This window comes from Corynebacterium sp. HMSC068G04 (assembly GCF_001814885.1).
In the GTDB taxonomy this organism is placed as follows: Bacteria; Actinomycetota; Actinomycetes; order Mycobacteriales; family Mycobacteriaceae; genus Corynebacterium; species Corynebacterium hiratae.
This window is the reverse complement of record NZ_KV818353.1, coordinates 1-452: the sequence shown is the minus strand read 5'-3', so window position 1 is coordinate 452 and position 452 is coordinate 1. Positions and strand designations below refer to the sequence as shown.

Annotated in this window: 1 protein-coding gene; it reads left to right on the top strand. The window is 56.2% G+C overall.

The window, feature by feature from the left end; translation table 11 throughout:
* Positions 1-15: 15 nt before the first annotated feature.
* Positions 16-452 (top strand): putative Ig domain-containing protein (locus HMPREF2993_RS12415; protein ID WP_168166779.1); only part of this gene is annotated, 437 nt, incomplete at its 3' end.

Genomic DNA, 452 nt, shown 5'->3' with positions numbered 1-452 from the left:
GTGGTGAAGGATAAGGTGACTGTCACGGAGGGTCAGCCGGCTGATCCGTTTGAGACTGCGAAGAACGTTCCGGAAGGCGGCAAGGTTAAGGTTGAGAACCTGCCTGGTGGCCTGGAGGTTGATCCGGAGACTGGTCAGATCACCGGTACCCCGGAGAAGCTTGATGACTGGGGTAAGGATGAGGAAGAGCGTGACGTTACTGTCACGGTCACCATCACCGATGCCGAGGGTAAGGAAGTCGCTAAGGAAGATAAGGTGATCACGGTTCAGCGTGACACTGATGGCGACGGCGAGCCGGATAAGACTGACACCGATGATGATAATGACGGTGCTACCGACGAGGAAGAGAAGGAAGCAGGCACCGATCCGAAGGACCCGGACTCCAAGCCGGGTGACGGCGAAGATCAGCCTGGTGATGACAAGACTACGGTTGATGATTCCAATGTGAAGCC